The 1681-nt window shown below is 74.4% G+C and carries 1 protein-coding gene and 2 pseudogenes; 1 reads left to right on the top strand and 2 read right to left on the bottom strand.

The window, feature by feature from the left end; translation table 11 throughout:
• A pseudogene (locus ND748_RS31515) lies at positions 1–451 on the bottom strand (phospholipid phosphatase); the annotation flags it as partial.
• A gap of 261 nt (positions 452–712) precedes the next feature.
• On the opposite strand from ND748_RS31515, the gene ND748_RS31510 reads away from it, so the two are divergent.
• Positions 713–1276, top strand: coding sequence for an SRPBCC family protein (locus tag ND748_RS31510; protein WP_251749938.1), 564 nt, complete (start codon positions 713–715; stop codon positions 1274–1276).
• Positions 1277–1351: 75 nt separating this feature from the next.
• Here ND748_RS31510 and ND748_RS31505 read toward each other — a convergent pair.
• Positions 1352–1681 (bottom strand): annotated as a pseudogene (locus tag ND748_RS31505) (hypothetical protein); the annotation flags it as partial.

Genomic DNA, 1681 nt, shown 5'->3' with positions numbered 1-1681 from the left:
GCACGAGGGCCAGGCCGCCGTACAGGCACACGGCGGCGGCGGTGTGCCCGGACGGGAAGCTGGCCAGCGGATCCCCCGGGTCGAGCCGGGGCACCGCGGGGCGCGGCCGGTCCACGAGGGCGTTGGACGCCTCGTAGACGGCGGTCTCCCCCGCGGTGAGCAGGATGATCCCCGCGGGCAGCCACCAGCGCCGCGTCCACCACCCGGCGGCCGCCGCCAGCACCGCCGTCGCGGCGACGACCGTCCAGGTGTCGGCGAGGTAGGTCGCGTCCGCGGTGAGGCGGACCAGGCCGCCGGCGCGGTGGTCGGCGAACCAGCGCTCGGCGTCGGTGTCCCAGTCCCGCACCTGGCCGGGCCCGTGGACGATCAGAGCACCGGTACCGGCCAGGATGAGCACAAGCAGCCCTGCCGCCGCCAGGAGACGGCCGCCCAGGCCGAGGAAAGATCGCACGGATCAGTTCCTCTCCACCACAAGTCCACCGGACACCTGCCACGCCGTGCCACTCCGGCCGGACGAGGCCTGCCAGTCGGTGTGCAAGCATCTGGCGGTGCTGGCGGCGGGGCTGCTGACCACGGGGGCGCGGCCGGGAGAAGCTGAGCCACCACCGCGCCGCGTCGATCGACGTGGTCGGCGGGCGCTGGATCAGCCGGTACCACCGCCGAGCGCGTGTATGCGCCCACCGACCTGTCGACGGCACTGGAGTCCGAGCCGATGAGCAGCACCGAGTTCGTCTACATCACCTACATCCGCACCACCCCGCAGGGCCTGTGGCAGGCGCTGACCGATCCCGACTTCACGGTGCGCTACTGGGGGGCGGCCCTGGAGTCGGACTGGCGAGTCGGCTCACCGGTCGTCTGGCGCCAGAGCGGGGTGACGGTCGCCGATCCGGAGCAGGTCGTCCTCGCGGCCGATCCACCACGGCAGCTGTCCTACACCTGGCACACCTTCACCCCCGAGCTCGCCGCCGCGTTCGGGTTCGCGGACGAGTTCCAGGCCACCGTGCGCGCCGAGCGCCGCTCCCGGGTCGTGTTCGACCTCAAGCCGGTCGGCGCAACGGTGCAGCTCACCGTCGTCCACACCGACTTCGACCCCGGCAGCACGGTGCTGGAGTCGATCAGCGGCGGGTGGCCGGCGATCCTGTCGAACCTCAAGACGCTGCTGGAGACCGGGCAGACGCTGCCCATCGAGGACCAACCCGCCCAGGACCGGGCGCCCCAGCAGCAGCCGGACGAGGAGCAGCCGGCCGTGGCCGGGGAACCGCCCGCCGCGCACTGACACCACGACGCCGGCGGAACAGACACCGGCGGAACAGGCAGGGTGGGACCGGCAGGGTGGGACCGGGCGCGCGGATCAGGCTCCGAGGCCGTTGCGCTGCGCGCGCCGGATCAGCCGTTCGGCGCGCGGCTGGCTACGGGCGGCTCGGTCCGCCGCCGCGCCGAGGACCATCGCGAGCGCGGTGACCGTCGCGGGATCGGCGTCGTCGACGCGGGCGGCCAGGCCCGCGAGCCCGCCCGGATCGTCCGGGACAGCGGGTAGCCGGGTGGCGACGTCCGCGGCAAGCTGGCAGGCCCGCCAGTGTTCGAGGGCGAGATGGCGGCGCAGATGGTCGAGGATGGCGGCGCCGGCGCGGTCCGCCTCGCCGAGGCGGGCGGCGAGCTGGTCGACGAGCCCGATCTCCGC

It is taken from the genome of Frankia sp. AiPs1, from assembly GCF_023716945.1.
In the GTDB taxonomy this organism is placed as follows: Bacteria; Actinomycetota; Actinomycetes; order Frankiales; family Frankiaceae; genus Frankia.
The sequence above is the reverse complement of the archived record's forward strand: the minus strand, read 5'-3'. Positions and strand labels throughout refer to the sequence as shown.

Bases quoted from the DNA above. Each gene is read 5' to 3' on its own strand.
- ND748_RS31510 (WP_251749938.1), top strand. From the start codon at position 713: ATGAGCAGCACCGAGTTCGTCTACATCACCTACATCCGCACCACCCCG.